Here is a 23876-nt window from a genome sequence, read left to right on the forward strand (position 1 = left end):
GATTCAGCCGCGACATTGAATCGCCTTCTTAAAAAGACGATTCAAACGACTGATTTGAATCAAGAAATCAGAATTTTTCCCGGATTCATGATGTTATCTGGATCAATCGCTTTCTTGATCATCTGCATGTAGTCGGTCGCGTCACCAAGCTCCATTGCGAGATATTTCATCTTGCCCTGCCCGATACCATGTTCGCCGGTACACGTACCTTCCATGGCAAGCGCACGCTTTACCAGACGATCCATAAACTCTTCGGCGCGCTCCATTTCCAATGCGTCGTCCGTATCGAGCAAAAGCAGCAAATGGAAATTACCGTCTCCGACATGGCCAACGACAGGAGCAATCAACCCGCTTTCAGCAAGGTCTTTTTCAGTCTCGGCAATACAATCAGCAAGCCGTGAAATCGGCACGCAAACATCAGTCGAAACACCCTTCGCACCGGGACGCAAAAGGAAGGATGCCAGATATGCATCATGCCGCGCACGCCACAACCGGTCGCGTTCTTCCGGATCATTGGTCCAGCGGAATTCACCGCCACCATTTTCCGCAGCGATCTCGCCAAAGATTTCCGCCTGTTCGGCAACGCCTGTTTCCGTGCCATGGAACTCGACAAACAGATAAGGCTGCGCCTCATAGGGCAGCTTGGAGTGCAGGATAAGCGCTTCCATTTGAAGCTTGTTCACAAGCTCAATGCGCGCAACCGGAATACCCATCTGGATGGTTTCGATCACGGCACGACAGGCCGATTCAACATCCGGGAATGGGCAAATCCCGCCCGATACAGCTTGCGGAATCCCCTGCAATTTTAACGTCAGTTCCGTGATGATACCGAGCGTGCCTTCAGAACCGATCAGCAGCCTTGTCAGATCATAGCCTGCGGCAGTCTTCTTCACGCGTTTTGACGTCTCGATCAGGCGACCATCGGGCATGACCGCTTTCAGCGCCAATACGTTTTCGCGCATTGTGCCATAGCGCACGGCGTTTGTGCCAGACGCCCGAGTTGAAGCCATGCCGCCCAGGGTCGCATTCGCGCCCGGATCGATTGGGAAAAACAACCCGGTATCGCGCAAATATTCATTGAGTTCGCGTCGCGTAATTCCCGGCTCAATCACGCAATCAAGGTCTTCCGCATGAACTGCCAAAACACGGTTCATCTGTGTGAGATCAATCGACACGCCACCTGCAGGCGCATTTACCTGCCCCTCAAGTGAGGAACCAGCACCAAATGCAATCACCGGCACCTTATGCTCGGCACAGATGCGGACCACATCCTGCACATCGTCTGTCGTTTGCGCAAAAATGACAATGTCCGGCGCCTGCGTCGGCACATAAGTCGTCGTGTGGCCATGCTGCTCGCGAATTGCCTGTCCAGTCTGGGCGCGTTCACCAAACCGCTGCTTGAGGAGTGCAACTGCGGCTGCAATACCCTCTTCATTACGCTGAAGGGCAACCACATTCTGAAGCGACATCGTTTATTCTCCGTATTTCAATTTATGCTGCGGCTAAGGCCAGCGCGACAGGATCCTGTCCCAAATGCTCGGCAATGGCACGCACGACAAGGTTATGATCTTCACGCTGCGGAAGGCCCGAAACAATCGCCGTCCCTATTACGCCCGCGCCTGCGACATGGATCGGAAATCCGCCACCCGCCAAGGCATAATCGGCGACATCAAGCGCCTTATGTTCTGCAAACATTTTATCTTCGCGGTTTTGTTCCAGAACAAGGCGATAGCTCGAAGCGTGAAAGCGGCGCACGACATTAAACTTACGCCGCAACCATTCGGTATTGTCAGCAGTCGTTCCGGCAGTGGCTGCAAAAAACAAACGGCGGTCCCAGAGCGAAATATCAATCGCAACCGCCAGCTTCTGTTTCACCGCAATATCGCGTAGCCGATGACCGAGGGAAAACGCATCATTCTCCGTAAAGCTCGTGAAAATAAGCGCCTGTTCCTGCCGGATGATCTGCTTGATGTCGTCGCTTTGCGCCATGATCCGCTTTCTCCCCAAAACAATTATTGTGTTCTTTTGCGCCCTCATTCACATGATTGCAACCGTTGAACACCACCATCAAACTTGATTGATTGAGCGCAAGCGGCTAGTGGAACTGCATGGCTCAGAACCCAAATATTGATGTACCCGCACAAGTCGACCGCATACCGCAATTTGTGGAGACCGCAGTTTTCAAACGCGATGTTTTTTCCGAAACACGCGCAGGCTATTTTGCGGGCGATCCCGAAACAAGAATTATCCGTCGTGTGGTGAGTGCTGCCCCTTGGTGGTCGAAGCCTTTGGCATGGATTCTGGCACGACGTGAAATTCGCGGCCTAAAAACCGTGCGCGGCATCGAAGGCGTCCCACAGCTTCTCTATACCGACAAAGACGGCCTCTATCGGTCATGGACGGAAGGCACACCGCTGCATCTTGCGCGTCCGGCGCAGCTCAAATGGTATCGCACCGCGCATCGCATTCTGCGTGATATGCGCCGCATGGGCGTTACCCACAACGATCTGGCCAAGCCACAAAACTGGCTGATGACACCGGAAGGCGAAGCAGCCGTCATCGATTTTCAGCTGGCAAGTGTGCATCGCCGTCGTGGCGGATTTTATCGTTTGCTCGCCTATGAAGATTTCCGTCACCTCATCAAGCAGAAGCGCGCCTTTGCGCCCGATCTGATGACACCGACCGAAAAGCGCATTCTGGCGCGTCGTTCGCTGCCGTCACGCATTTGGCTTGCTACGGGCAAGAAGGTTTATAACTTCATCACGCGCGGCATTTTCAACTGGTCCGATGGTGAAGGTACCGGCGACCGTATCGACAATGAAGGCCCGGCTATTATGGCGGCTCTCAAGTCTGATCCGCGTGTGAAAGACGTCGCGCTCACGCTTTATTCACTGCCCGCCAAAGGCGTCGGCCTCTACGCCTTTGTTGAAACTGCCGATGCAGACGAAAAAAGCCTACGTGCCCGGCTCAAAGGCAGCAAGCTTGAACTCATCCAGCCGGTTTCGCATTTGCCGCGTCGGGAAGATGGAACGATCCGCGACGATATTCTTCGTTTGATCGCCATGAACCAGATGACGGAGCTTGATGAACTGCTGCAACGCGAGCCGGAAATGCGCGGCCTTGTCGAAGCGCTTGCTTCACATCGGCTCAATTTCACCGACCGTCGCATCTCACAGCTTGAGTAATTTAACGCTTTCGCTGGTTTTTGATCAACGAATCACTACATTCGGTAGCAATGTCTGATTTTCCCGATGATATGCCGTTTTTCGGCAATGACACACCGGCTGACCGCACACCTGCGACAGGCGGAATTGCCGCGCGCGCTATGGCAGCACGCAACCAGCAGCGTGGCGAACCCGATTATTTAAAGGGTCTCAACCCTGAGCAGCGTCAGGCCGTCTTGACCACCGAAGGTCCGGTTCTTGTTCTCGCAGGTGCAGGCACCGGCAAGACCCGCGTGCTCACAACCCGCATCGCGCATATTGTGACGACTGGCCTCGCCTATCCAAGCCAAATTCTCGCTGTGACCTTTACCAACAAGGCTGCACGCGAAATGAAAGAGCGTATCGGCCATCTGGTCGGTGGTGCAGTTGAAGGCATGCCATGGCTTGGCACGTTCCACTCCATCGGCGTGAAACTGCTGCGCAAACATGCAGAACTGGTGCATCTCACTTCAGATTTCACCATTCTTGATACAGATGACGTCATCCGTCTCATCAAGCAGCTTATTCAGGCTGAGGGTCTCGACGACAAGCGCTGGCCACCCCGCACTTTTGCGAACATGATTGATGGCTGGAAAAACAAGGGCTTTGGGCCAGCTGATATCCCCGAAGGTGACGCGCGTTCATTCGGTAACGGCAAGGGCCGCGAGCTTTATCAGGCTTATCAGGAACGCCTGCGCACGTTGAACGCCTGCGACTTCGGCGATCTGCTGCTGCATCCGATCCGTATCTTCCGCAACAATCCCGACATTCTGCGCGAATACCACGCGAAGTTCCGTTATATCTTGGTGGACGAGTATCAGGACACCAATACGGCCCAATATATGTGGCTGCGTCTGCTTGCTCAAAGGCCACAATCGAAAAGCAGGGCTCCAGTTCCGGCAGATGCTCGGCAGGCCTCATCAGGCTTGAGCGACAATAAAGTGAATTTGTGCTGTGTGGGCGATGATGATCAGTCGATCTATGGCTGGCGTGGTGCGGAAGTGGATAATATCCTCCGCTTCGACAAGGATTTCCCTGGCGCGGTTGTGATCAAGCTTGAGCGTAATTATCGCTCGACAGCACATATTCTTGGCACGGCAGCGCACCTGATTGCCCATAATGAAGGTCGTCTCGGCAAAACGCTTTTTACCGAAGCGCCAAACCCCGACGATCCAAAAGTCAAAATCCATGCAGCATGGGATTCGGAAGAAGAAGCCCGTGCCGTTGGCGAAGCAATTGAACAGGCGCAGCGTCAGGGGCATATGCTCAACAACATGGCGATCCTTGTTCGTGCTTCTTTCCAGATGCGCGAGTTTGAAGATCGCTTTGTAACGCTTGGCCTCAACTATCGGGTCATCGGTGGACCGCGCTTCTACGAGCGTCTCGAAATCCGTGATGCCATGGCCTATTTGCGTGTCGTGGCCCAGCCCGCAGACGATCTGGCTTTAGAGCGCATCATCAACACGCCAAAGCGTGGCCTTGGTGAAGCGGCAATTCGCCTGATCCATGACTATGCGCGCGCGCGCGACATCTCGATGTTCGCAGCCGCTTGTGATCTGGTGGAAACCGAAGAGCTGAAACCAAAGCCTCGTTCGGCGCTGCGCGAAGTGGTCAATAATTTCCGCCGCTGGCAAACGCTTCTCGACAACACCCCGCATACAGAACTCGCAGAAACCATTCTTGATGAGTCTGGCTACACTGCCATGTGGCAGAACGACAAATCAGCGGAAGCGCCGGGACGTCTCGAAAACCTTAAGGAACTGATCCGTTCCATGGAGGATTATGAGAGTCTGCGCAGCTTCCTCGAGCACATCGCACTCGTCATGGATGCTGAGCAAAATACCGATATGGATGCGGTCAACATCATGACGCTCCATTCTGCGAAGGGGCTTGAGTTTGAAACCGTCTTCCTGCCCGGCTGGGAAGAAGGTCTGTTTCCGCATCAGCGTGCACTCGATGAAGGTGGCCGTTCCGGTCTCGAAGAGGAACGCCGCCTCGCCTATGTCGGCGTGACGCGTGCGAAAAAGAACCTGCATATCTGGTTTGTTTCCAACCGCCGCATCCACGGCATGTGGCAGTCGACCATTCCGTCACGCTTTCTGGAAGAACTTCCCGAAACGCATGTCGAAGTGGCTGAGATGGAAGGCAATTACGGCGGCTATGGCAATAGCAGTTACGGACAATCGCGCTTCGACAAGGCCGACCCGTTTGAAAACTCTTATTCAACGCCCGGTTGGCAGCGCGCGCAACAAAACCGTTCAGATGCAACGCGTAACAATTGGGGCTCACGCTCCGGTGCAAATGTCGAACGCGTCGGCTATGGCGAAACTGATTCCGGCTTTGGTGCGGGTCGTGGGTCGATAAAAGGGCGCATGATTGACGGCGAACTGGTTGCAAAATCAACAACCGATAAGCCATCCGCCTATTTCGTCGGCGACCGTGTGTTCCACATCAAATTCGGTAATGGCACAATCTCGACTATCGATGGCAATAAGCTCACCATTGATTTCGATAAGGCCGGTCAGAAGCGCGTTCTCGACAGCTTCGTTCAGCGCGCATAACTTTTAAGACAAAAAAGCCGGAGTTTACTCCGGCTTTCCTTTTTCCCAGGTCACATCACCCTTGAACAGCGGAACGGTCGATAGCGATGTCTTAGCCGATCCATCCTGAACTTGTGTCGCATGGGCGAGATAAAGAAGCGTATTGTTCTTCTGGTCATAGATACGGGTGATAACCAGCTTTTTCCAGATCAGACTGGTGCGCTCCGCAAAGACCCGCTCACCGCCCTTACCAAGCTTAATGTCGCCGATGGTAATGGGGCCGGACTGCTCGCAGGAAATCGATGCATTAGACGGGTTTTCGAACCAGTTGCCCTTCTGCAAACGATCGATAACACCCCGCGAAAACGATGCCAGATAGCAGGTTACACCCTGCACCTTCGGATCCTGAACTGCATCAATTGCTATGTCATTGCCGAGCCAGTCAACACCGACCTTGCCAACTTCTTCAGCCGATACGGCAGCAGAAGCGCCGAGCAAAAGCATGGGCGCGACAAGCAATCCCACGAACCTGTTCATCTTTGACATTCGATCTCTCCAACAACTTCATTCTCAAAGGTGGAGTAGCAAATCAGGCATTGCAAGAGAGCAAGCCTCAACCGCCCCATTTTTCCAAAAACGCTTCGATTTCAAACGTCTGAATATCAGGAATTGCTTCATAAAGTTTTTCTACCGGCCAATCCCACCAGCACAGAGCCAGCAATCGATTCACGATGGCATCATCAAAGCGTTTTCGGATGATACGAGCCGGCACACCGCCGACGATACGATAAGGCGCCACATCTTTCGTCACAACAGCATTGGCGCCGATCACCGCACCATGACCAATATTGACGCCGGGCGTGATCACCGCGCCATGGCCAATCCAGACATCATTGCCGATTGTCACGCGTTTGGCCTGTCGCCTTTCACGGAACGCACTGTCCACGCCTAGATAGCGAAAATATTCATTCGGGCGATAGCTCACCTTATGGGTCGTCAGCCGCTCCATCGGGTGCTCAAGCGCATTAATCCGTACATTGGAGGCAATTGAGCAGAACTTACCAATCTCAGCGTAAATGCCTTCACTGTTGCGCTCCAGATAGGTGAAGTCCCCAACCGTCACTTCGCGCAGTATTACACGCTCACCAATGTCAGCATAGCGTCCCAACTTGGAGCTTTTCAGCTGTGCAGTCGAATGAATGCGCGGTTCACTATTCTGCAAACGAAGGTCTTCGCCCTGCGTCATTTCAAAACTTTCTGAAATCTTTGTACTCTGCTAGACTGTATCTATCGTTTCAACATAAGATGCGCTCGATAAATAGGCGCTTTCCTATTGCATAACGATGTAAACATTAAATAGCGTTCTTATCTGCGATAAATGCAAAACAAAATTCAAGGCTGACCGGACATGAAAAAATTCCTGCCCATCTTCATCTTCGCCTTCATCATTGTGATTGTTGGCGCTGCAGGCTTCAATATGATCCGTGATCGTAATTCCGCCGATCAGCCTTTCGGTGGTCCGTTCAATCTCGTGGCCATGGATGGCAAGCCTTTCACTGAAAAAGAACTGCGCGACACACCTTCAGTGGTTTTCTTTGGCTTCACCCATTGTCCTGATGTGTGCCCAACGACGCTTTATGAACTGGACGGATACTTCAAACAGCTTGGACCAGAAGCATCTGATATTAAAGCTTATTTCATTTCCGTTGACCCTGAACGCGACACACAGGAAATCATGAAAACCTATGTGAGCAACGTATCAGACCGCATTATCGGCGTGACCGGAACACCTGAAAACGTTGCGGACATGGTGAAGTCCTATCACATCTACGCCAAGAAGGTTCTGACCGAAGACGGCGAATATACAATGGATCACACGGCTTCGGTTTTCCTTCTCGATAAGGGTGGCCGCTTCCGTGGAACGATCGCCTATCAGGAGAACCCAGATACTGCTCTGGAAAAGTTGAAGAATCTGGCCAAAGGCCGCACAAACGGGTAAACAAAGCTTCCAATTCGATTTGAGAGCTTATTATCCATGCCCCAATCACGACTCTTCTTTTCGGCTGACAAGACGGAAGCCGAACGAATCTATGACATCATCGAACAAGCATTTGAGGATGAAGCCTTCCCGATTGCGATTACTGAGATCGATGAAGACCGTCAGATTTTCGAAGTTTCCGTCTATACCGAAGATGGAGCGGATGAACTTGCAGCGCGCATAGACGCGCTGGTAGGTGCTGGCAAATTTGAAACTGAAGAACTGCCAGACATTGACTGGGTCACACACTCGCTCTCAGTTTTGAAGCCCGTTCGGGCAGGTCGTTTCTTTGTGCATGGCTCGCATGATAGCGACAAGCTGCAAGCCGATGATATTCCGATTTTGATTGATGCTGGCCTTGCTTTCGGCACCGGTCATCATGGCACCACGTCGGGTTGCCTCGAAATGCTTGAGGAAGTTGTTGAGCGCGAGCACCCAACCAATGCGCTTGATCTTGGTACCGGCTCGGCTGTTCTGGCCATTGCCATTGCCAAGCTTGCACCAATCCCGGTTCTCGCTACCGATATCGATCCAATCGCCGTTACGGTTGCCGCTGAAAACACAGTCCTCAACGGCGTGAGCGAACATGTCGTCACAGCGACTGCCGAAGGCTTTGATCATGCGATCTTCCGTTCCTACACACCGTTTGATCTGATCGTCGCCAATATTCTCGCAAACCCGCTGATGGAACTCGCACCGGCACTGAAATCACATCTGGCACCAAGCGGCTCAATCATCCTGTCTGGCATTCTCGACAGCCAGCACGACATGGTGCTTGCCGCCTATCAGGCGCAGGGGCTAACCCATCAGAAAACCTTCCATCGCGAAGGTTGGGTCACGATTCACCTGAAGTAATAGCTTTCCATTATTTATTGCGAGTTACGCTCATGGCTTTTCAGACTTTTGATGTAACCACCGATCCGGCCAATGGTGCGCCACGTGTCGCCAGATTGCACGAAAAGCTTGTCGAACAGGGGCTCGACGGCTTCCTCGTTCCGCGTGCCGATGAGCATCAGGGCGAATATGTGCCGCCCCGCGCGCAGCGCCTTGGCTGGCTGACAGGTTTTACCGGTTCGGCAGGTGCAGCACTGGTCCTCAAAGATAAGGCCTATATTTTCATCGATGGTCGCTATGAGTTGCAGGTTCGCAATCAGACGGATGGTAACGTGTTTTCTTATGAAAGCCTTGTCACCAATCCACCTGCAAGCTGGCTCGCAGAAAATGGCAAGGGTCTCACGATTGGTTTCGATCCGTGGTTGCACACGATTTCCGAAGCCTCCGCTCTCCGCGATGCTTTGGAAAAACAGGGCGGAAAGCTGGTGCCGGTTGCACATAATCTGGTTGATCTCATCTGGGATGACCAGCCGGAAGCCCCACTTGCGCCGGTCACTATTCAGCCAGCCCGTTTCTCGGGCCACGAGGCTGAAGACAAAATCAAGGAAATGCAAAAAGCCGTGGCCGCAACGGGTGCAAGTGCCACTGTGCTGACCGATCCGTCATCGGTTGCCTGGGTATTCAATATCCGTGGCAAGGACGTCTCCAACACGCCGCTGCCATTGAGCTTTGCCATCATTCCGGCAGAGGGAGAGCCGGAACTCTTCATCGACGAGCGCAAGCTCGCCATTGAACCCCGCGCCTATCTCACGCAGCTTGCGAAACTCTGCGATCCCGCAAAGCTTGAAGGCCATTTGAGTGCGCGCGCAGCGAACGGCGAAACGATTCTGCTCGATCCCGCACTGGCTGCGGAAAAGCTTCGTCTTGCGGTAGAAACTGCTGGTGGCCATGTCATTCATGGCAAAGACCCTGCCCGCCTGCCTCGCGCCATCAAAAACAAGGCAGAGCTTGACGGTTCCCGCGCAGCGCACGAGCGCGATGGGGTGGCCATGGTCAATTTCCTGTCATGGCTTGATGGCGAAAAGCCCGGCACAGTTGATGAAATCTCAGCAGCGCAAAAGCTGGAACAAAGCCGCGACAAGGCTGGCCGCGACTTCCAGATGCCGCTTGAGGATATTTCATTTGATTCGATCTCCGGTGCAGGTCCAGACGGCGCAATCATCCACTACCGCGTCAACACGGATACAAACCGCAAGCTCAACGATGGTGAGCTTTATCTGATTGATTCCGGCGCGCAATATCGTGATGGCACAACGGATATAACCCGCACGGTTGCTATCGGCACCACCACACCAGAAACGATACGCTCTTTCACGCTTGTGCTAAAGGGCATGATCGCTATCACCACCGCACGCTTCCCAAAAGGCACTCGCGGACAGGACATTGATGTGCTGGCACGTATCGCGTTGTGGAAAAAAGGTTTCGACTATGCACATGGTACGGGTCACGGCGTCGGCAGCTATTTGTCGGTTCATGAAGGACCCCAGAGCATTTCAAAGAAAGGCGTGCAGGAGCTTTTGCCTGGCATGATCCTTTCCAACGAACCGGGCTATTACAAGCCGGGCGCTTACGGCATCCGCATTGAAAACCTGATCATCGTGAAAGAAGCGGAAGTGCCAGCAGGCGGCGAGCTTCCGATGATGAGCTTTGAAACGCTCACCTTCTGCCCAATCGACCGCCGCCTGATCGACAAATCACTGCTCACGCAGGAAGAACTGGACTGGCTGAATGCCTATCATGCGAGCGTGCGTGAGAAGCTTATCAGCCATCTCGATGATGCACAGGCCAAGTGGCTCGAAGCAGCAACCGCCCCGCTTTAAACCGGAAAGAAATGGCGCAGCGCGACCAAAAGCGCTGCGCCTGCAAAAAACATTGTCATCATGCTAACCCGTAATGACAACAACACGCAGAAAACCAGTACCAGCAATTCGCGCCAGCCATGATCCGATGCAGGCGCTGCAACAATTGCGGTCAGAACAGCCGCAGGCACAGCATTCAGCGCTGCTTCAACGCGATAATGCACACGCTCAAAACGCGATAAAATCAAGTGTCCGCCAAAGCGGGTAATATAAGTGCATAATGCGCCCGCAAGAATGATCCAGATCGTCGTAGACATGATCTATGCCTTCCCTTCTTGCGGCTTTGCGAGAACAGCGGCCAACACAACTCCGCCCATAGCGCCGAGCGTCACATGCCATGGCGAACCGACGAACTTGTAAGCCGCCACTGCGCAAACAGCACTGACGATAACAACGGGCCACCAGTGTTCACGATGACGAAAACTCATCACCATTCCAAGGAAATAGATTGGCAGCAGAAAGTCGATGCCCAGCGCATAAGGATCAGAAATCAGATTGCCAAACAGCGCACCAATAAGCGTCTCGATCAGCCAGCAGACATAAATCGTGAGGCCAAGCCCCATATACCATGCGAAGCTGATTTTGCGGCCCGCCTCTGCGCGAATTTCAACTTCAGCATATTGCGGATCGACCAGCAGAAAGAACGCAACGGCCTTTTGCATGAAGGTGAAATGACGAATACGTCGCCCAACAGTTGCCGAATATAGTACATGGCGGAAATTGACCGCGAAAATCGACAGCACAATCATCCATGGCGCGATTTTCTGGCCGAAAAGATCAAGTCCAACCATCTGGCTGGCACCTGCATAGATCGTTCCACTCATGAAGATGGCTTCAACAATGGTAAAGCCGTTGTCTATAGCCACCGCACCAAACAACAAACCGAACGGCGCGCCAGCCGCAACGATAGGCACTCCACGCTTGACGCCCACCCAGAAATCATGATGCACTGACGCCGGTGCTGGCCGAAAACCCTGATCCACGAATATCACTCCTCACTCATGGAGTGCTTAGAGAATTTCAGACCAAGTTGAAATCAATTTTCGATAAAAATCATACTATTAGAATATACGCGCAGCATTTCAGCATCACTGATAAAAACCAGTGATGCTGAAATGAATTATTCTGATGCTTGTGGAACTGTGCCCTCAATCTTCTTGATCCAGTCTATCAGCGGTCGGGACTGGTCAGCAAACTTGACCAGCCTGTCAGCAATATCCGCGCGGGTGATGCTCTCCGGGTCAATTTCCATGCGAACAGCAAAATGCCTATTACGAATACCCTCAAGAAGATCAGCATCAGTGACAGTTTCAAAACCGCGTGGGGTCCGCTTCAGACGCTCGTGATCACTGATCTGCAAGCCGCTTTTCTTGAGCTTTGCCACAACCGCGCGATATTCGTCTGGCTTCTCGACAATTGACTCGCGGATAGCCTGAAGCAGCTCTTTCTTCGGCCCCCACCAGGCCACACCGGCATAGCAATCACGAATGCCCGGCAGACCAATACAAACATAAAAGCAGCCGCTTTCATCCCACTTCGTGCCGGAATTGGACAGAAGCGCCGACAAGTGCCGGTTATAGGGCGCTTTATCATGAGAAAACCGCGTGTCCCGCTTAATGCGGAACTGCGATTTCACCCGGTCACCCTTGAAAGGTAACCCCGCCTTCTCGAAGCGAGCCGTCAGTTCTTCAATCAGATCGCCAAGCGGCTCCTTCAGATGCTCTTCAAACAGGTCCTTGTTTTCAACGAACCACTCACGGTTCTGATGAAAATCAAGCGCTTTGAGGAATGGAATAGCCTTGTCGCCAAAACCTTTGAACGGAGCCATCAGCCCTCTCCAACCAATGTCAGCCACGCATCTTCATCGATGACTTCGATGCCAAGTTCCGACGCTTTCGCAAGCTTCGAACCTGCACCCGGACCAGCCACCACAAGATCAGTCTTTTTAGAAACCGAACCCGCCGTCTTGGCACCGTGACGTTCTGCCATGGCTTTTGCCTCATCGCGCGACATGCGTTCAAGGCTACCAGTGAACACCACGGTCTTTCCTTCGACAGGTGATCCAGTTGCAACGCGCGCCACTTCATCCAGCGGCTTCACTTCTGCAAGCAGCGCATTCAGCACTTCCTGATTATGCGGCTCTGCATAAAAATCGACGACGGCTTCCGCCACAATCGCGCCGATACCTTCAACGGCAATCAGATCCTGCCATGCTTCATTGCCCTTATCGGTACGGTCGCCTTCTTTTGGCGGGACAGCTGTTGTCGCTGCTCCGGCAAACTTGTCGTAGGTGAGATAGGCCTTGGCAAAGCGCTTGGCGTTCACTTCACCAACATGGCGGATACCAAGACCAAACAGAAAGCGATGCAGTGCAATTTCACGCCGATCATTAATCGCGTCATAGAGCTTCTTTACCGAAGTCGCACCAAAGCCGTCAATGTTTTCAAGCTTCTTAAAGACGGATGCTTCCTGTCGCTTTTGCAGCGTGAAAATATCCGCAGGTGATTTGATTTTCAGACTGTCATCTTCAGCATGGAAGAAAAACTCAACCTGCTTTTCGCCAAGTCCCTCAATGTCAAAGGCATTGCGTGAAACGAAATGGCGGATACGCTCAACCGCTTGTGCTCCACAGGCCAAACCGCCCGTGCAACGATAGACCGCCTCGCCTTCTTCACGCACGGCATGGCTACCGCAAACCGGACACTGATGCGGAAAATGAAACGGCACAGCATCAGAGGCACGCTTTTCCAACACCACATCGACAATCTGCGGAATCACATCGCCAGCACGCTGCACGATCACCGTATCGCCGATACGAATGTCGTGATCGTCCTCACGGATACGTTCACCCTTCAGGCCGATGCCCTTGATGTAATCCTCGTTATGCAAGGTTGCATTGGTCACAACCACACCGCCGACTGTAATCGGCTCAAGACGCGCAACCGGCGTCAATGCGCCTGTACGTCCAACCTGAATATCGATGCCACGCAGTATGGTCGTTGCCTGCTCGGCCGGAAACTTGTGCGCAATGGCCCAGCGCGGGCTACGCGAGCGGAATCCAAGCCGTGTTTGCAGATCCAGCCGATCCACTTTGTAGACAACGCCGTCAATATCGTAATCGAGCTTGGCACGCTCAAGACCAATGGCGCGATAATGCGCAATCAGTTCATCTGCGCTCTGCAACCGCTTGGTCAGCGGATTTACCGGGAAGCCCCACTTGGCGAACACGTCGACCATGCCATGCTGCGTATCCGCAGGCATTTCCGACATTTCACCCCATGCATAGGCGAAGAACCTAAGCTTGCGGCTGGCGGTTACTTTCGCATCAAGCTGACGCAGCGATCCTGCTGCTGTATTGCGCGGATTGACGTAGGTTTGCTTGCCTTCCGCCACCATCTGCTCGTTGAGCGCGAGAAAGTCGCTCTTCGCCATATAGACTTCGCCGCGCACTTCAACGATGGCTGGAGCGCCCGCCGGAAGCTTATTCGGAATTTCACCAATGGTGCGGATATTGGCCGTTACATTCTCGCCGGTGGTGCCATCGCCGCGCGTGGCCGCACTCACCAGAACGCCATTCTCATAGCGGATCGACATGGAAAGCCCGTCGATCTTCGGCTCTGCCGTGAATGCAATGGAATTATCAGGCAATTGTCCGAGAAAGCGATACACGCTGCCCACAAAATCTTGCACGTCTTCATCCGAAAAGGCATTGCCGAGCGACAGCATTGGTCGCGCATGGGTAATCTGAGCAAATTTGGAAACAGGTGCAGTGCCAATCCGCAAGGATGGACTATCTGGCCGAACCAGATGTGGAAAGCGCTCTTCAATCGCATCATTGCGCCGCTTCAATGCATCATAGTCGGCATCCGAAATTTCTGGCCGATCATTGGCGTGGTAAAGCTCATCATGATGCGCAATTTCACGCGCAAGCCGTTCCAGTTCTGCGGTGGCTTCTTGGTCGGTCAGTTTTTCAACGAAAATATCGGACATATGCGTGGCAAAACCTGCTGATTCAATTTTGCTCAACATAGCTAAGAAATGAGGCTGCGCCTACGAAAACAGCAAGTCGCACACAGACTGCTGACAACAGTTTAAATTGCTAGTGCACTGTTCTCGGCCAGCAAACGTTCCGCCGCTGCGCGTGCTTCATCGGTAATGCTGGCACCGGCCAGCATACGTGCGATTTCTTCCTGCCGCTCATCGACACCAATCGAACGGATCGACGTGGACATGCGATCTTCATTGGTCGCGGATTTGGCAATCAGGAAATGCGTTGAAGCGCGCGCGGCTACCTGCGGTGCATGCGTCACCGATAGAACCTGCACACGCGATGAAAGACGCGCCAAGCGCTGCCCAATCGCATCGGCAACTGCTCCACCTACCCCCGTATCGATCTCATCGAACACAAGTGTCGGTGCCGAACCGCGATCAGCAAGCGCCACCTTCAGCGCAAGCAGGAAGCGAGAAAGTTCACCACCCGATGCAACCTTCATCATCGGGCCAGCGCGCGTACCCGGATTGGTGCGAACCCAATATTCAACCGTATCAATGCCTTCGGCAGCACGCGCATTTATATCCGTCGTCATTTCGACGATAAACTCAGCACGCTCAAGCTTCAGCGCCGGAAGCTCGGCCATGACAGCGGCTTTAAGATGCTCAGCTGTATACGTACGGCGTTCAGACAGAGCCTTGGCAGCGGCATCATAAGACGCACGGGTTTCTGTGGCTTGTGCTTCAAGCTTAATCAGCTTTTCTGCTCCGGCATCAAGATCAGCAAGATCGGCATCCATCTTGTCCCGCAAAGCTGGCAAGCCTTCGACTGCAACCGAATATTTGCGCGCGGCGGCTCTTAAAGCAAACAACCGCTCCTCGACTTGCTCCAGCACACGCGGATCAAAATCAATCTCGCGCATGGCATGATCAATACCATCCTGTGCAAGTGCTAGGTGATTGAGTGCTTCATCAATCGCCTTACAAACGGGCTCAAGAAGATGCGGCGCTTCCGGGATTTTACGCTCTAACCGACGCACGAGGCTTGCAAGTGTCGGCACTGGCGAACCATTCCCTGACAACAACTCACCTGCTTCATTCACGTCACCGGCAATCTTTTCTGATTTCATCATGATCGCACGGCGTTCAGCGAGCTCCTCTTCTTCGCCCGGCTGCGGATCAAGTTTGGTCAGTTCTTCGACTGACGACCGCAGATAGTCACCTTCGCGCTCAGCCTGTTCGACACGCGCACGATGCTTCGACAATGCACTTTCTGCGTCGCGCCATGCTTTATAGCGCTCGCGAACAGTGGTGGCTTCAGCATCGAGACCGCCAAAAGCATCCAGCAATGTACGATGAAGATCGGTATCAATCAGCGCACGATCATCATGCTGACCGTGAATTTCAACGAGACGCTTGCCGAGTTCGCGCAGCAGCGCGACGCTTGCCGCCTGATCATTGATGAAAACACGAGTGCGGCCGTCCCCCATCTGGAGGCGGCGCAGGATAACGTCGCCGTCATCATCAAAACCATTTTCACTTAAGAATTTACGTGCCGGATGGCCACCCGGCACATCAAACACGGCAGTCACCTGCCCCTGATCCGCACCATGACGCACTAGAGAAGCGTCGCCGCGCGCACCAAGTGCGAGCGACAACGAATCAAGCAGGATTGATTTGCCTGCACCTGTCTCGCCCGTAAGCACGGACAAGCCGGTCTTGAACTCGATGTCGAGCCTTTCAATCAGAACAATATCGCGGATCGACAGGTGCGACAGCATGCAGGTATCGGCTTAGTTGCCGCCCGTGATGAGCGAAGAAGCCTTGGCTAGCCAAGAACCACCGTTTTCGCGCGGTTCAAGACCACCGCTCTGCAACAGCTTGTAGCTATCCTTATACCAACGGCTATCCGGGAAATTCTTGCCCAAGACAGACGCAGCCATCTGAGCTTCCGACGTCAGACCAAGCGCATAATAGGCTTCGACCAGACGAGCAAGTGCTTCTTCAACCTGACGGGTGTTGGAGTATTGCTCTACAACCAGGCGGAAACGCTTGATCGCAGCCAGATATTCCTTGCGCTCAAGATAGTAACGACCAACCTGCATTTCCTTGCCGGCGAGCTGATCGCGCGCAACACGGATTTTGGTCTTGGCATCGTCAACATATTCGGAATTCGGGAAGCGATCGACCACTTCCTGCATCGCTGCAATAGCGCGACGGCTTGCAGCCTGATCGCGGGTCACATCAGGAATCTGGCGGAAATAGCTCAAACCGATGATGTAGTATGCATAGGCCGATTCAGGCGATGTAGGGTAAAGCGTATTGTAACGCTTTGCCATGTTGATCGCTTCTTCGTAATTGCCCTGACGATAATTGGTAAAAGCGGCCATGACGAGCGACTTACGCGCCCATTCAGTGTAAGGATGCTGACGATCGACCGCAGCAAACTTCTTAGCAGCTTCGCCCAGACGACCAGCATCGAGGTTCGCAAGACCTTCGTTGTAAAGCTTATCCGCCGGATCAATCGTCTCAACATATTTGGTCAGATCGATATCGTCGTTTTTGCTGGCACATCCCGCAAGCGGAACAAAAACGGCAAGGGCGCTGACCATCAGCGCGGTTTTCGTCTTCACCGGGAAATTGGAACTCGTCATGCGGTCTCCGGCCATCTGGCAACGTCTTTTCAGTAAGGGCGTAAGCAAACAGACTGATCTGTGCTTATTTCCATCCAACTCAATACATCAGCATCAGCACAAAGGTAAACATAGCCGAGGCTGTTTTGGCCGTTCATAAACCACATGCTAGCGTAATCGGCAATCGTCTAGCTGATCAATCATCAGAAAATGGCATATTCGGAACGGCCTAAGGCATTATCTTTGCAAACCAATTGCTACATCCTCATCCAATGGCGAGGTCTGGCTGTCACTTCACATACGATACACCGACTCATAGCAAACATGACGTGGCGATCACGGCCCAATTATGGCCATAAACGTCCAGTCCTTCGCATCACACCCTTAAAGTGCCCAAGGGGCCGAAATATTTGGACGAACGGTCACCATATCCGAATTATCAAAATTGCGACGAACACCACTTGCTTCAACAATATCGTAATTCGATTTGTCAGCAAGAAGCGCCTTTACTGTTTCGGCATTCAGCCTGTGACCACCGCGATATGACCGGAAACAGCCAATGAAAGGCAGCCCAGCGAGCGCAAGATCGCCCACGGCATCCAGTGTCTTATGGCGTACGAACTCATCTTTAAAACGCAGGCCACCCGGATTTATAACCGAATTATCGTCGCCAATGACAAGCGAGTTATCAAGCGAAGAACCGAGCGCCAAACCAGCCGCCCACAGCCGTTCAACATCTTTCATGAAGCCGAAAGTACGTGCAGTGGAGATGTCCTTACGGAAGGCCTCTTCATTGATGTCATTGGCGTATTTCTGACGACCAATCAGCGGACACTCAAAATCGATTTCGACTTCGTAACGAGTCCCCGAATAGGGCTGAAACTCCCCCCATGATCCGCCTGCTTCCACGCGCACTGTTTTGAGAATACGAATGAACCGACGCTTGGCGTCTTGCGTAACAATACCAGCTTCATCGAACGCATCAATAAAACGCGCGGAGGTGCCATCAAGAATCGGAACTTCTGGCCCTTCAATCTCGACAATAAGATTATCAATACCCAGGGCGGCAATCGCTGCCATCAGATGCTCAACTGTATTGATTCGCGCTTCCTGCGGTCCAAGAGCCGTACAGAGATCAGTTGCACCAATCTCGGAGGCATGAGCGCGCGTATCCGGCGCATCCTTAATATCAGAACGGCGGAAGATAATTCCGATATTGACGTCTGCTGGCAAAAACGTAGCCGATGCACTTGTACCGCCATGGACACCTACGCCCGACAACGTGAAAACACGGCCAATTGTCTTTTGATAAACGTTCAAAACGGGGTCCAATCTATCTTTTTTTAATGCGCGATGCAGCATCCTGCCAAGGTCTTTTCAGCGGGCAAATCAACGTAACCGAGCTTTCTTCATGTCCCTTAAATAAAAGAGATATGGCAAAAATGAGCTACCGCTACGCAGAAACATCGCCCGCAGATATGAAAGCATTGGCTACAAATAGTAGTTGCGGGGAACCGATCAAAATCACGCTTTCTTACAACATATAACGAAGCGCCAATGAAAAAAGCCGCAAGGAATTCCTTGCGGCTTTTAAATTCAACCAACGTTTACTGATCAGTTTGACTGACGGCGCAGGAACGCTGGAATTTCGAGCTGGTCTTCTTCCGAAGCAGCGCGTGGCTGTGGACGGCCCTGATCGTCAAGCTGGCCGCGACGCGGTGCATAGATCGAAGCATCCTGCTGCATTGGGCGGCGCTGCTCTGGCTGACGCATCGCAGGTTCGCGCTGCTGAGCTGGCTCAAGGCGAGCTGCTGGCTGCTCTTCTTCACGACGGGTCAGACCACGTGTCAGGCGGGAAAGCAGACCCATTGGACCGCGTTCTTCCTGAACAGGCTGCTGAGGCGCTGCACGACGTGCATTGATCTCAGCCTGTGCAACAGGTGGGAAATCAGAAACAGCTGGCATACGCGGAGCAGGACGTGGCTGAGGAGCCGGTTCTGCATGCATCTGCTGTGGCTGCTGATAAGCCTGTGGCTGCATTGCCTGAGCAGTTGCCTGATTGTGATGCATCTGCGGCTGTGGAGCGACTGGACGAGCAACAGGTGCGCGTTCAAAGCTTTCAGCAGCAGGCGCCTGGAAAATACGGCTCTGCGGGCGGAACTCAGGAGCAGCAGAAGCGGCGGGCGCTACTGGTGCAGCTGGAATTTCAGTTTCGATCGACTGAGCAACTGGCGCAGGCTGTTCAACCTGACGTGGCTGTTCAGCGACTGGAGGACGAAGAATGCCATGTGGAGCCATTGGCTTTGCCTGCTGGGCAACTGGCTTTACCGGCTGGCGAAATTCCAGCGGCGCAGGCGCCGCATCTCCGATCTTCTTGTCGATGCCAGTGGCAACAACAGAGACGCGAATAACGCCTTCCAAGCCTTCATCAAAAGTAGCGCCAAGGATAATGTTGGCTTCAGGATCAACTTCTTCACGGATACGTGTCGCAGCTTCATCGACTTCAAACAGAGTCATATCGCGACCACCGGTGATCGAGATGAGAAGACCCTTTGCACCGCGCATCGAGGTTTCATCGAGCAGCGGGTTAGCAATCGCAGCTTCTGCAGCAGCCATTGCACGGCCTTCGCCGGAAGCTTCGCCAGTGCCCATCATCGCCTTGCCCATTTCGCGCATAACCGAGCGAACGTCAGCAAAGTCGAGGTTGATGAGGCCTTCCTTGACCATCAGATCGGTGATGCAGGCAACACCCGAATAGAGCACCTGATCCGCCATTGCGAAAGCATCAGCGAAGGTGGTCTTGTCGTTGGCAATGCGGAAGAGGTTCTGGTTTGGAATGACGATAAGCGTATCGACGTTCTTCTGCAGTTCTTCGATGCCGAGCTCAGCCGTCTTCATGCGGCGAGCACCTTCAAAATGGAAAGGCTTTGTTACGACGCCGACAGTGAGGATACCGCGTTCGCGTGCAGCGCGTGCCACAACAGGAGCCGCACCCGTACCGGTGCCGCCGCCCATACCGGCAGTGACGAAGCACATATGCGTGCCATTGAGGTGGTCGACGATTTCGTCGATGCATTCTTCAGCAGCTGCGCGACCAACTTCAGGCTGCGAACCAGCACCGAGACCTTCGGTGACAGCTGCGCCGAGCTGGATCATGCGTTCGGACTTCGACATGGTCAAAGCCTGCGCGTCAGTGTTCGCGACAACAAAATCCACACCGCGCAAACCGGCATTGATCATGTTGTTGACCGCGTTGCCGCCACCGCCACCGACACCGAACACGGTGATGCGAGGCTTCAGCTCGGTAATGTCCGGCTTTTGCAGATTAATTGTCATGGTTCTCGTTCCTCTTAAAGCCTCACACCGCTTCGCCGCCGCGGTGCTAATTGGTTATTACGCTGATGGTTACGCCCACATCACGCAATGAAATCACTCAGTGTACTCAAAAACTCTCTCTCAGCCATTGGCCGACACGCTGAATTCGCCCGCCCGTACCAGTCATAAGACCGGAGGAAGCTGCTTTCACCGACCGTTCTTCAATGCCTGCCACTTGCGGGTAGATCAGAAGTCCAACAGTCGCGGAGAAAGCCGCACCCTTAGCCGCTTCAGGCAATCCCGCTATTCCTAGCGGACGCCCGATACGCACATTCCTTGCAAGTATCCGTCTGGCTGCTTCTGGCATGCCCGGCAGCTGGCTTGCGCCACCTGTCAGCACCACACGCTTCCCAACGATGTGTCCGAGGCCCGACTGGTTCAGCCTGTCGCGAACCAGTTCAAGCGTTTCTTCCACACGTGCACGGATGATCCGCGTCAAAACCGAACGCGGATATTGATTGGGTACATCACGCTCGTCATCGCCAATTGGCGGAACCGAGATGAGATCGCGGTCGTCAGCTGCACTTGGCAGCGCCGAGCCATACATAACCTTAAGGCGTTCAGCATCTTCCATCCGTGTGGAGAAGCCGCGTGCCACATCCATGGTGACGTGCGAACCGCCGATAGCAACTGCATCAGCATGAATAAACTTACCTTCAGAGAAGACAGAAATCGTGGTCGTGCCGCCGCCCATATCGATGCAGGCCGCACCCATTTCAGCTTCGTCACCAACGAGCGCTGCAAGGCCGCTCGCATAAGGTGTCGCGACGATTGCCTCGACCGAAAGGTGACAACGATTGATACACAATTCGAGATTACGAAGCGGTGCCGCATCAGCCGTCAGCACATGCATGTCGACGCCAAGGCTGTCGCCCAGCATGCCAAGCGGATCGCGAATACCGCGCTCGCCGTCAAGCGTATAGCCAACGGGCAGCGAATGTACGAGGTGGCGTTCAGCAGCAAGCGCCTGCTTTGCGCCCGCCGCCAGTACGCGGCGAATATCTGTCTGTTCAACCTCATGACCGCCGAGATTAACGCTCGCAGTAAACGTCTCACTCTTCAAACGGCCAGCAGAAATATTCACGATGAGGCTATCAACCGTCAGGCCAGCCATACGCTCAGCAGCATCCACTGCGAGGCGGATTGACTGTTCAGCCGCATCGAGATCAATAATCACGCCAGACTTCACACCACGCGAACGCTGATGGCCAATGCCAAGCACTTCCATGCGATGCGTGCGACCCGGAAGAAGCGCACCCGCTTCATGCGGACGCAGACGCGCGATCACGCAGGAAACCTTACTAGAACCAACATCCAGAACTGTCAGCAGGCGCACCTTGCGCCCTGCACTTCCAGCTTGTGATGAACCTTTTCCGCCAAGAATACTCATACGCGTTTCCCCGTGCGGGCTAATTCTTTTTTACGATCTGCCAGAAACTTCTCACGCTGCTCCATGCCACTCGCCGTCAACTGCACCGTGACGCGATCATCAAGACGCATATCGACCGCAGCAATATCGCGCGACAACAGATGCTTTTCGCTATCCATCTTTTCGACTTCAGCAAGAGCCTTCATCGGATCATTTTCCGGCAGCATGATGCGAACGCCGTTTTCCAGCAGAATGTCCCAACGGCGATCAGCAACACGAATATATGCACGAACCTTGCCAGCCAGCGCAGGATAGGCGGCAACCTCGTCCACGAAGCCCTTAACGCGTTTTTCAGCACCCGCACCGACGACTAGCGGGAGAGCGTTGTAACGGCCCGGCCGGAACGGAACGATTGTATCACCCGCCGAATCAATCAGCGAAAGCTCCTGACCATTCTGCCAGACCGCGAAAGCTTTACGCTCTTCAAGCGACACCAGCAGAGTACCCGGATAAACCTTGCGCACTTCTGCGCTTTCAACCCAGGGAAGCTTCGCAATCGCCTGACGCGCAGCCTCAGCACTCAAGCCAACGAGCGATGTTTCACCGTCCAACTCAAGCTGACCGAGAATATCAATATCGGAGGTCTCGTTGTTACCAACGACCTTCACCTCTTCAATTGCAAAACCGAGAGTCGAGGCAGTTGCCTTGACCATGTTTTCGGAATGACCACCAAGAACCATGCCGTAAACGCCGGTTGCGCCAAGAAAGCCGAGCATACCAATCGTGCCAGCATAGCGCGGAACGTTGATATTGCCCTGAAACAAACGAACAGCAAAGCGGAAGGGCTTGCGCAGAAAGCGCGGCAGAACAAAGGCTGCACCCGATGCATCACGCATCGCGCCAGAACGCCTGTATTCATGTGATCTGCCGTTTAACGCAAACAAGACGCGTCCTCCACCAACCAACTCAACAATTCACCAAAAGAGATACCCGCCGCTTTCGCGATATCAGGTACGAGCGAGGTAGGAGTCATTCCCGGCTGAGTATTAACTTCCAGCCAAATAACTTCGCCTTCTTCGGAAAAACGGTCATCGAAACGGAAGTCTGACCTGCTTACGCCCCGACACCCGATTGCCCGATGCGCCGTAAGTGCCATTGTTTGTATTTTTTGGTAAATATTTGGTAAAATTTTTGCCGGACATACGTGAGTTGATGCTCCAGGCACATATTTTGAATCAAAATCGTAGAACTGATGCCCTACCGGAATGATCTCGCAGACATCCATCGCGCGATCACCCATCACGGCGCAGGTCAGCTCACGACCCGGAATGTATTTTTCGACCAAAACATCCGCACCATAATTCCACTCGGCTGAGCTGATGATTTGCGGAGGATGAGTCTGATCTTCCTGAACGATGACAACACCGAAGCTTGAACCTTCTTTTACAGGCTTCACCACATAAGGCGGCTGCATCGGATGCTCATTGCCGATTTCAAAACGATTCATCAGGCGTGAAGGCGCAACAGCAACACCAGCAGCAGCCGCAACCGTCTTCGCACGACCCTTATCCATAGCGAGCGCGGAAGCCAGCACACCGGAATGCGTGTAAGGAATTTGGAGATATTCAAGGATACCCTGAATGGTGCCATCTTCACCAAACGGACCGTGCAGCGCATTGAACGCCACATCAGGCTTCAACTCAGCGAGAACACTGGCAACATTCCGGTTAACATCAACACGCGTAACGCAGTAGCCGCACTCTTCGAGAGCAGTTGCACAAGCAGCACCAGACGACAGGCTGACAGGACGCTCTGAAGAGAAGCCGCCCATCAAAACGGCAACATGCTTTACAGCCTTCTGTCCAGCCACGTTAGTCATCCCCTCTGCGCATCCCCTGCGCTCGAATCAAAAATAGAATCAGGATAGCCCGGCCACACTACGCAGCAGACACCCAAGTCAGAAAACTCTGACGAA

20 protein-coding genes are annotated in these 23876 nt (G+C 53.4%); 5 read left to right on the forward strand and 15 right to left on the reverse strand.

The features are described 5' to 3' along the window. Positions 1–59 precede the first annotated feature (59 nt). Positions 60–1469, reverse strand: coding sequence for an FAD-linked oxidase C-terminal domain-containing protein (locus RI570_RS02265; RefSeq protein WP_313826742.1), 1410 nt, complete (start codon positions 1467–1469; stop codon positions 60–62). Positions 1470–1491: 22 nt separating this feature from the next. Continuing rightward, a complete protein-coding gene (locus RI570_RS02270; protein ID WP_313826743.1) occupies positions 1492–1989 on the reverse strand; it encodes a heme-degrading domain-containing protein in 498 nt (165 codons plus the stop codon). Between the two features lie 119 nt (positions 1990–2108). Here RI570_RS02270 and RI570_RS02275 point away from each other — a divergent pair, with 119 nt between their 5' ends. Both RI570_RS02275 and RI570_RS02280 read left to right on the forward strand, forming a co-directional pair. Next, positions 2109–3185, forward strand: a complete 1077-nt coding sequence (locus tag RI570_RS02275) for a serine/threonine protein kinase (protein ID WP_313826744.1) — start codon at positions 2109–2111, stop codon at positions 3183–3185. 50 nt (positions 3186–3235) lie between these two features. Then, positions 3236–5764 carry a UvrD-helicase domain-containing protein gene (locus RI570_RS02280; RefSeq protein WP_313826745.1) on the forward strand — a complete coding sequence of 843 codons (2529 nt, stop codon included), beginning with the start codon at positions 3236–3238 and terminating at the stop codon, positions 5762–5764. Between the two features lie 24 nt (positions 5765–5788). Here RI570_RS02280 and RI570_RS02285 read toward each other — a convergent pair whose 3' ends face one another. After that, on the reverse strand, positions 5789–6289 hold the full coding sequence (locus RI570_RS02285; protein ID WP_313826746.1) for a CreA family protein: 501 nt from the start codon (positions 6287–6289) through the stop codon (positions 5789–5791). 67 nt (positions 6290–6356) lie between these two features. Further along, positions 6357–6989 (reverse strand): DapH/DapD/GlmU-related protein, encoded by a 633-nt coding sequence (locus RI570_RS02290; RefSeq protein ID WP_313826747.1) that lies wholly within the window; start codon positions 6987–6989, stop codon positions 6357–6359. Positions 6990–7151: 162 nt separating this feature from the next. Here RI570_RS02290 and RI570_RS02295 point away from each other — a divergent pair, with 162 nt between their 5' ends. From RI570_RS02295 to RI570_RS02305, 3 genes are read left to right on the forward strand one after another with little or no spacing between them, the layout of a single operon-like run. Next, on the forward strand, positions 7152–7742 hold the full coding sequence (locus RI570_RS02295; RefSeq protein WP_250038868.1) for an SCO family protein: 591 nt from the start codon (positions 7152–7154) through the stop codon (positions 7740–7742). A gap of 36 nt (positions 7743–7778) precedes the next feature. After that, entirely contained in the window at positions 7779–8636 is an 858-nt protein-coding gene (locus RI570_RS02300) for a 50S ribosomal protein L11 methyltransferase (protein WP_313826748.1), read from the forward strand. 32 nt (positions 8637–8668) lie between these two features. Further along, positions 8669–10495, forward strand: a complete 1827-nt coding sequence (locus RI570_RS02305) for an aminopeptidase P family protein (protein ID WP_313826749.1) — start codon at positions 8669–8671, stop codon at positions 10493–10495. Here RI570_RS02305 and RI570_RS02310 read toward each other — a convergent pair. The 11 genes from RI570_RS02310 to RI570_RS02360 all read right to left on the reverse strand — a co-directional run bounded on the left by RI570_RS02310 (position 10492) and on the right by RI570_RS02360 (position 23780). Continuing rightward, the gene (locus RI570_RS02310; RefSeq protein WP_313826750.1) at positions 10492–10791 is read right to left on the reverse strand and encodes an AzlD domain-containing protein; all 300 of its coding nucleotides are present in this window, start codon (positions 10789–10791) and stop codon (positions 10492–10494) included. The genes RI570_RS02305 and RI570_RS02310 overlap by 4 nt on opposite strands. Before the next feature lie 3 nt (positions 10792–10794). Beyond that, positions 10795–11517 (reverse strand): AzlC family ABC transporter permease, encoded by a 723-nt coding sequence (locus RI570_RS02315; protein WP_313826751.1) that lies wholly within the window; start codon positions 11515–11517, stop codon positions 10795–10797. A 137-nt stretch (positions 11518–11654) separates the two neighbouring features. Then, positions 11655–12362 carry a TIGR02453 family protein gene (locus tag RI570_RS02320; RefSeq protein WP_313826752.1) on the reverse strand — a complete coding sequence of 236 codons (708 nt, stop codon included), beginning with the start codon at positions 12360–12362 and terminating at the stop codon, positions 11655–11657. After that, positions 12362–14524 (reverse strand): NAD-dependent DNA ligase LigA, encoded by a 2163-nt coding sequence (gene ligA / locus RI570_RS02325; RefSeq protein WP_313826753.1) that lies wholly within the window; start codon positions 14522–14524, stop codon positions 12362–12364. The genes RI570_RS02320 and ligA overlap by 1 nt, the downstream gene beginning before the upstream one ends. Positions 14525–14625: 101 nt before the next feature. Then, a complete protein-coding gene (gene recN, locus RI570_RS02330) occupies positions 14626–16305 on the reverse strand; it encodes a DNA repair protein RecN (protein WP_313826754.1) in 1680 nt (559 codons plus the stop codon). Between the two features lie 12 nt (positions 16306–16317). After that, positions 16318–17178 (reverse strand): outer membrane protein assembly factor BamD, encoded by an 861-nt coding sequence (locus tag RI570_RS02335; RefSeq protein WP_313826755.1) that lies wholly within the window; start codon positions 17176–17178, stop codon positions 16318–16320. Between the two features lie 363 nt (positions 17179–17541). After that, complete coding sequence (lpxC, locus tag RI570_RS02340) at positions 17542–18477, reverse strand: UDP-3-O-acyl-N-acetylglucosamine deacetylase (RefSeq protein ID WP_313826756.1); 936 nt, start codon at positions 18475–18477, stop codon at positions 17542–17544. Between the two features lie 294 nt (positions 18478–18771). Then, a complete protein-coding gene (gene ftsZ / locus RI570_RS02345; protein WP_313826757.1) occupies positions 18772–20493 on the reverse strand; it encodes a cell division protein FtsZ in 1722 nt (573 codons plus the stop codon). 106 nt (positions 20494–20599) lie between these two features. Further along, complete coding sequence (gene ftsA, locus RI570_RS02350; RefSeq protein WP_313826758.1) at positions 20600–21922, reverse strand: cell division protein FtsA; 1323 nt, start codon at positions 21920–21922, stop codon at positions 20600–20602. Then, positions 21919–22845 (reverse strand): cell division protein FtsQ/DivIB, encoded by a 927-nt coding sequence (locus tag RI570_RS02355; protein WP_313826759.1) that lies wholly within the window; start codon positions 22843–22845, stop codon positions 21919–21921. The genes ftsA and RI570_RS02355 overlap by 4 nt, the downstream gene beginning before the upstream one ends. Further along, positions 22833–23780 carry a D-alanine--D-alanine ligase gene (locus RI570_RS02360; RefSeq protein ID WP_409558607.1) on the reverse strand — a complete coding sequence of 316 codons (948 nt, stop codon included), beginning with the start codon at positions 23778–23780 and terminating at the stop codon, positions 22833–22835. The genes RI570_RS02355 and RI570_RS02360 overlap by 13 nt, the downstream gene beginning before the upstream one ends. Between the last annotated feature and the right edge of the window lie 96 nt (positions 23781–23876).

This window comes from Brucella pseudogrignonensis, assembly GCF_032190615.1.
In the GTDB taxonomy this organism is placed as follows: domain Bacteria; phylum Pseudomonadota; class Alphaproteobacteria; order Rhizobiales; family Rhizobiaceae; genus Brucella; species Brucella pseudogrignonensis_B.

Excerpts from the sequence above, each read along its gene's own strand:
- RI570_RS02295 (WP_250038868.1), top strand. The coding sequence starts at position 7,152 with ATGAAAAAATTCCTGCCCATCTTCATCTTCGCCTTCATCATTGTGATT.
- RI570_RS02300 (WP_313826748.1), top strand. The coding sequence starts at position 7,779 with ATGCCCCAATCACGACTCTTCTTTTCGGCTGACAAGACGGAAGCCGAA.
- RI570_RS02335 (WP_313826755.1), bottom strand. The coding sequence starts at position 17,178 with ATGACGAGTTCCAATTTCCCGGTGAAGACGAAAACCGCGCTGATGGTC.
- RI570_RS02360 (WP_409558607.1), bottom strand. The coding sequence starts at position 23,780 with ATGACTAACGTGGCTGGACAGAAGGCTGTAAAGCATGTTGCCGTTTTG.
- RI570_RS02320 (WP_313826752.1), bottom strand. The coding sequence starts at position 12,362 with ATGGCTCCGTTCAAAGGTTTTGGCGACAAGGCTATTCCATTCCTCAAA.
- RI570_RS02310 (WP_313826750.1), bottom strand. The coding sequence starts at position 10,791 with ATGTCTACGACGATCTGGATCATTCTTGCGGGCGCATTATGCACTTAT.
- ligA (WP_313826753.1), bottom strand. The coding sequence starts at position 14,524 with ATGTCCGATATTTTCGTTGAAAAACTGACCGACCAAGAAGCCACCGCA.
- RI570_RS02275 (WP_313826744.1), top strand. The coding sequence starts at position 2,109 with ATGGCTCAGAACCCAAATATTGATGTACCCGCACAAGTCGACCGCATA.
- RI570_RS02265 (WP_313826742.1), bottom strand. The coding sequence starts at position 1,469 with ATGTCGCTTCAGAATGTGGTTGCCCTTCAGCGTAATGAAGAGGGTATT.
- RI570_RS02280 (WP_313826745.1), top strand. The coding sequence starts at position 3,236 with ATGTCTGATTTTCCCGATGATATGCCGTTTTTCGGCAATGACACACCG.
- ftsZ (WP_313826757.1), bottom strand. The coding sequence starts at position 20,493 with ATGACAATTAATCTGCAAAAGCCGGACATTACCGAGCTGAAGCCTCGC.
- ftsA (WP_313826758.1), bottom strand. The coding sequence starts at position 21,922 with ATGAGTATTCTTGGCGGAAAAGGTTCATCACAAGCTGGAAGTGCAGGG.
- RI570_RS02305 (WP_313826749.1), top strand. The coding sequence starts at position 8,669 with ATGGCTTTTCAGACTTTTGATGTAACCACCGATCCGGCCAATGGTGCG.
- RI570_RS02285 (WP_313826746.1), bottom strand. The coding sequence starts at position 6,289 with ATGTCAAAGATGAACAGGTTCGTGGGATTGCTTGTCGCGCCCATGCTT.
- recN (WP_313826754.1), bottom strand. The coding sequence starts at position 16,305 with ATGCTGTCGCACCTGTCGATCCGCGATATTGTTCTGATTGAAAGGCTC.
- RI570_RS02290 (WP_313826747.1), bottom strand. The coding sequence starts at position 6,989 with ATGACGCAGGGCGAAGACCTTCGTTTGCAGAATAGTGAACCGCGCATT.
- RI570_RS02270 (WP_313826743.1), bottom strand. The coding sequence starts at position 1,989 with ATGGCGCAAAGCGACGACATCAAGCAGATCATCCGGCAGGAACAGGCG.